The organism is Flavobacterium sp. (assembly GCF_049318185.1).
Lineage (GTDB): Bacteria > Bacteroidota > Bacteroidia > Flavobacteriales > Flavobacteriaceae > Flavobacterium.
In genome coordinates, this window is sequence record NZ_JBMOGV010000124.1 from 1 (window position 1) to 5,677 (window position 5,677).

The following is a 5,677-nucleotide window of genomic DNA, read 5'->3' on the forward strand; positions in this document are numbered from 1 at the left end:
TCACCTATAACATCTACAGTAAACGTAGGAACTACCAACCAAACAATTACTGTAAATCAAGTGGGAACATATACAGTTGTAGTTACAAACCCATCTACAGGCTGTAGTGCAACGAGTACTCAATTTAATGTTACGCAAGGTATTGTCGCACCAACCCCTGTAGTTACAGTTACTTCAGGAGTTACATCATTGTGTGGAACAGCATCAGTAGTGCTTACCTCTAGTGTGCCAGCGTCATCAGCAGTGACATTGAAATGGTTCAAAGGAACAACAGTTATTTCTACTGCAACCTCTACAACACATACAATCACAGGAGGTACTACAGCAGCTGGAAGCTATACTGTAGTAGCCACACAAGTTGGAGGATGCCCGAGTGCAGTAAGTAATGCGACAGCTGTAACCTGGGCTGCCTTACCAGCTACAGCATCGGTTTCAACGGCAACAGTTGGAGCATCATCAATACTTTGTGGAACACCAGGAACATTGAATATTAAGTCTAGTGTTGCACCTTCAACTACAGCAACTTTACAATGGTTCTTAAACGGTTCATTATTGACGCCAACAGTAAACGTTGGTGCCAATAACCAAACAATTACAGTAAGCCAATCAGGAACATACACTATTGTAGTTACAAACCCATCTACAGGTTGTAGTAGTTTTATAAGTACTGGCTTTAATGTTGCACAAGGTACAGTTGCAACAGCACCTGTAGTTACCCCTGATACTTCAGTATTATGTGGCGCATCAACAGTTTCTACAATATTGTCATCAAGTATTGCGCCGGCAACGGGTACTACATTACAATGGCAAAGAAATGATGCTAACATTACTACTACTGGTGGTACAGCACAAAACTTAACAGTTACAAACACAGCAGCTAACTCAGGTACCTACCGTTTGATATTATCTCAAACAGGGTTCTGTCCGGCAAATAGTAACACTGTAACGGTTACAACTGGAACAGTCCCTACTACAGTGCCTACAGTTACAACAGTAACATCGACAGGAACGGCAAGTACGATTACAGTATTGAGTTCTACTACTCCGACAATCTTCTTAAAGTCAAGTGTTGTACAGGTAACAGGTACTACGACAGTTGCGCCTATACTGTTGAAATGGTACAAGGATGGAGTTGAAATGACTAGTACTACTAACCAAGGAACCACAAACCAGACAATAGCTATTACGCAAGCGGGAAGTTATACTGTACGTGCCTTCTATGGTACATCACAATGCCCTGGTACATCTAGTGCAGCAAGAGTGATAACAGGAACATCACCAGTAATATCTCGAACAGTAAGTGTGCCATTTGATGTAATAGCATATCCAAATCCATACACAGAAACGATTAACTTGAGTTTAACTACTTCAACTGAAGATAAAGTAAGTATAATGGTTTATGATATGACAGGAAGATTGATTGAAAGAAGAGAAGTAAGACCATCAGATATGGTGGAACAACAAATCGGAGATCGTTATCCAAGTGGCGTTTATAATGTTGTTTTAAATCAAGGAGAAGAAGTTAAAACTTTGAGAGTTGTGAAACGATAGATTGGTTTCCCGCCTGTGCTGGTTTAACAAATACGAATTAATACAATTAATCCCTGTTTCGTTTAAAAACGAGACAGGGATTTTTTTGATACTAAACCAATTTTTTTTTATTAAATTCCTGTGAAATTACTTGGAGTGATTTGAAGCAATTCAGCCTTGATTGTATCTGAAACTTCTAATGTTTTAATGAAAGCATGAATAGCTTCTTTGTTGATTACAGAATTAGTTCTGGTCAATCCTTTCAATGCTTCATACGGATTTGGATAACCTTCTCTTCTTAAAATGGTTTGTATCGCTTCGGCAACAACTGCCCAGTTTTTCTCTAAATCTTCAGCAAATTTTGTTTCATTTAAAAGTAATTTATTCAATCCTTTCAAAGTGGCTTCAAAAGCAATTATCGTGTGACCAAAAGGCACACCTACATTTCTCAAAACAGTGCTATCAGTTAAATCACGTTGTAATCTCGAGATAGGGAGTTTTGCAGAAAGATGTTCAAAAATAGCATTAGCAATGCCTAAATTTCCTTCAGAATTTTCAAAGTCAATAGGATTTACTTTGTGTGGCATGGCTGAGGAACCTATTTCACCTTCTTTTATTTTTTGCTTAAAATAATCCATCGAAACATAAGTCCAAATATCTCTATTCAAATCAATTATGATGGTATTTATTCTTTTTAAAGCATCGAAGAAAGCAGCAAAATGATCATAATGTTCTATTTGTGTTGTTGGGAATGAATGTTGCAATCCAAGAATATTTTCCACGAAATTGGTTCCAAATTGTTTCCAATCAACGTTAGGATAAGCCACATGATGTGCATTGAAATTTCCCGTAGCACCACCAAATTTAGCAGCAAAAGGAATATTGAACAATAATCTCATTTGTTCTTCTAATCGCTCCACAAAAACTAAGATTTCTTTTCCCAATCTGGTTGGAGATGCAGGCTGACCGTGAGTTCTGGCTAACATGGGTATATCTGCCCAATTTATACTTAATTCTTTCAGTTTAGCAATTAAAGCAATTAACTTTGGTAAATACACTTGTTCAAAAGCTTCTTTTGTCGAAAGTGGAATAGCTGTATTATTAATATCCTGTGAAGTTAAACCAAAATGAATAAACTCTCTGAATTCGTTTAATCCTAACAGTTCAAATTTTTCTTTGATAAAATATTCTACAGCTTTCACATCATGATTAGTTATTTTCTCAGTTTCTTTAATAACCAATGCATCTTCAGTGGAAAAATTTTTGTAAAGATTTCTTAACGAATCATAGCTGTTTTTATTTACTCCTTTCAACTGAGGTAAATTACTTTCAGATAATGCAATAAAATATTCAACCTCAACTAAAACTCTATATTTTATTAAAGCTTCTTCAGAGAAAAAAGCAGCCAATGGTTTTGTACTTTTTCGATACCGTCCGTCTATTGGTGAAATGGAATTTAATGTTGTGAGTGACATGTATATTGTGTTGTTGTTTTGTGATACAAAAATAGTTATAAGTTGTAAGTTATGGGTTATGAGTTTTAAGTTTTTTAAAACAAATTATACATTTTTTCTCTCAACAGAGGAACCCCTTCTGAAGCAATCATTGGTATTATTTCTAATGGATTTTGTAAATCATAAATGGCTACAGGTTTTGGATCAATATAAAAAACAGGGACACTGCTTTTGGCATAATGTAATAATCCAGCAGCTGGATAAACCTGCAGAGATGTACCAATAATAGCTAAATAATCTGCGGTTTTAGTAATTGCAATAGCTTCGTCAAGCGCTGGTACTGCTTCGCCGAACCAAACAATATGTGGACGCAACTGATTGCCTTCATCATCTAAATCGCCATCGTTCAAATCATCGTTCCAATCTAAAATATAAGTTTCATCAACTGTACTTCTGACTTTTAATAATTCACCGTGTAAATGCAACACTTTATTACTTCCCGCCTGTTCGTGGAGATTATCTACATTCTGCGTAATAATATGCACATCAAATTCTTTTTCCAATTCAGCTAAAACAATGTGCCCAAAATTAGGTTTTACACCATGTAATTGTCTTCTACGTTGGTTGTAAAAATCTAATACTAATACTTTGTTTCTATGCCAACCTTCGAGTGAAGCCACATCCATAACATTATGTCCTTCCCAAAGTCCATTAGCATCCCGAAAAGTTTTAATACCGCTTTCGGCAGAAATTCCTGCTCCTGTTAACACCACTAACTTCTTTTTTTTATTTACCACTAATACAAGAATTATGAATTGTTCTGTAAATATAAAACTATTTTTACAAGTCAATTAATTCATAAAATAGTAGTGTAGTAGTAGTAATAATTCAGCCACATTACTATTTTTGCTGAAACGTTTATTATGATTGACTTAGATTACCTTAATTATCTTGAAGATTTTTTAACTGACAACCGAAAAGAGCGATTTACTGAAGTATTAGTTCACAGGACAAACCATTTTACCATTGCAGTAGAAGACATTTTCCAATTTCATAATACAAGTGCAGTAATGCGCAGTTGTGAGGTTTTTGGTATTCAGGAAATTAATATTGTAGAGCAACGCTTTGGCAAAAACATCGACAAAGAAATTGCCATGGGCGCACAAAAATGGGTTGATATCAATAGATTTTCAACTATTTCCAATTGTATTCAAACCTTGAAGAGTAAAGGCTACCAAATCATTGCTACCACACCTCATAATGACTCATGCATGCTCCATGAATTTGATATTACCAAAAAGAGTGCTCTTTTTTTTGGCACCGAAAAAGAAGGACTTTCACAAGAAGTGATGCAACAAGCGGATGGTTTTCTTAAAATTCCGATGGTGGGTTTTACTGAAAGCTTAAATATTTCGGTTTCTGCCGCTATCATCATACAAGATATTACTAGTCGCCTGCGTCAATCTGATGTAAAATGGCAACTCACCGAAGAAGCTATTTTAATAAAACGCTTAGCTTGGGCCAAAAACAGCATAAAAGATATCAAAAGGATAGAAGAACGATATTATAGCCAGCGCTAAGAAGTGTATATCCAATTTAAATTTAAAAAGGAGCTTGATAATGAGTTTTGAAGTATCCAAAATGAATGAAATAAAAAACCCGTTTAAATACTAAACGGGATATCTATTTTGAAATTAATTATACATTTTTTTTCTCATTTCCTGAATCTTTTCATCTTCAAGATATTCGTCAAAGGTCATATAACGGTCAATTACACCATTTGGTGTGATTTCTAAAACTCTATTAGCAACTGTTTGTGCAAACTCGTGGTCATGGGTGGTAAACAATACTGACCCTTTAAAATTTTTCAACGAATTGTTAAAAGCTGTTATAGATTCCAAATCTAAGTGATTGGTTGGTTCGTCAAGCATCAAAACATTGGCACGTATCATCATCATTCTAGACAACATACAACGCACTTTTTCGCCTCCAGAAAGTACCGTACATTTTTTCAAAGCTTCTTCTCCCGAAAATATCATTTTACCTAGAAAACCACGAACATAGACTTCATCGCGCTCTTCTTCTGTTTTTACAAATTGACGTAACCAATCTACTAGGTTCAAACTTCCATCAGTAAAAAACTGGCTATTGTCATTTGGCAAATACGATTGATTAGTAGTAATTCCCCAATCAAATGTTCCTGCATCGGCTATTTGATTTCCATTTAAAATCTCATAGAAAGCAGTAGTTGCTCGAGAATCCTTTGAAAAGATTACTACTTTGTCGCCTTTTGCCATATTTAAATCTACATTCTTAAACAATATTTCTCCATCAACAGAAGCGGCTAAGTTTTGCACATGAAGAATTTGATCTCCAGCTTCTCTTTCTACATCAAAAATAATAGCAGGATATCTTCGGCTTGAAGGTCTTATTTCGTCAAGGTTTAATTTTTCAATCATCTTTTTACGAGAAGTAGCTTGTTTTGATTTTGCCACATTAGCACTAAAACGACGAATAAATTCTTCTAACTCAGCTTTCTTTTCTTCCGCTTTTTTGTTTTGTTGTGCTTTTTGACGTGCTGCTAACTGGCTCGATTCATACCAAAAAGTATAATTACCAGAGTAATGATTAATTTTAGAAAAATCAATATCAGAAATATGTGTACAAACCGAATCTAAAAAGTGTCTGTCGTG

At 35.2% G+C, this 5,677-nt stretch carries 5 protein-coding genes; 2 read left to right on the forward strand and 3 right to left on the reverse strand.

Annotation, left to right across the window (positions count from 1 at the left end; genetic code table 11):
• On the forward strand, positions 1-1,551 hold a 1,551-nt coding region (locus ACOYLT_RS09885), incomplete at its 5' end, for a T9SS type A sorting domain-containing protein (RefSeq protein ID WP_422853689.1).
• Positions 1,552-1,661: 110 nt separating this feature from the next.
• Here ACOYLT_RS09885 and purB read toward each other — a convergent pair.
• Both purB and ACOYLT_RS09895 read right to left on the reverse strand, forming a co-directional pair.
• Positions 1,662-3,005, reverse strand: a complete 1,344-nt coding sequence (purB, locus tag ACOYLT_RS09890; protein WP_422853690.1) for an adenylosuccinate lyase — start codon at positions 3,003-3,005, stop codon at positions 1,662-1,664.
• 74 nt (positions 3,006-3,079) lie between these two features.
• Positions 3,080-3,781: an SIR2 family NAD-dependent protein deacylase gene (locus ACOYLT_RS09895; protein ID WP_422853691.1), complete on the reverse strand. Its 702-nt coding sequence runs from the start codon at positions 3,779-3,781 to the stop codon at positions 3,080-3,082.
• Positions 3,782-3,907: 126 nt separating this feature from the next.
• Between ACOYLT_RS09895 and ACOYLT_RS09900 the strand changes: the two genes are divergently transcribed.
• Positions 3,908-4,564, forward strand: coding sequence for a TrmH family RNA methyltransferase (locus ACOYLT_RS09900; RefSeq protein ID WP_422853692.1), 657 nt, complete (start codon positions 3,908-3,910; stop codon positions 4,562-4,564).
• Between the two features lie 114 nt (positions 4,565-4,678).
• Here the strand turns inward: ACOYLT_RS09900 and ACOYLT_RS09905 are convergent.
• Positions 4,679-5,677 (reverse strand): ABC-F family ATP-binding cassette domain-containing protein (locus ACOYLT_RS09905; RefSeq protein ID WP_422853693.1); only part of this gene is annotated, 999 nt, incomplete at its 5' end.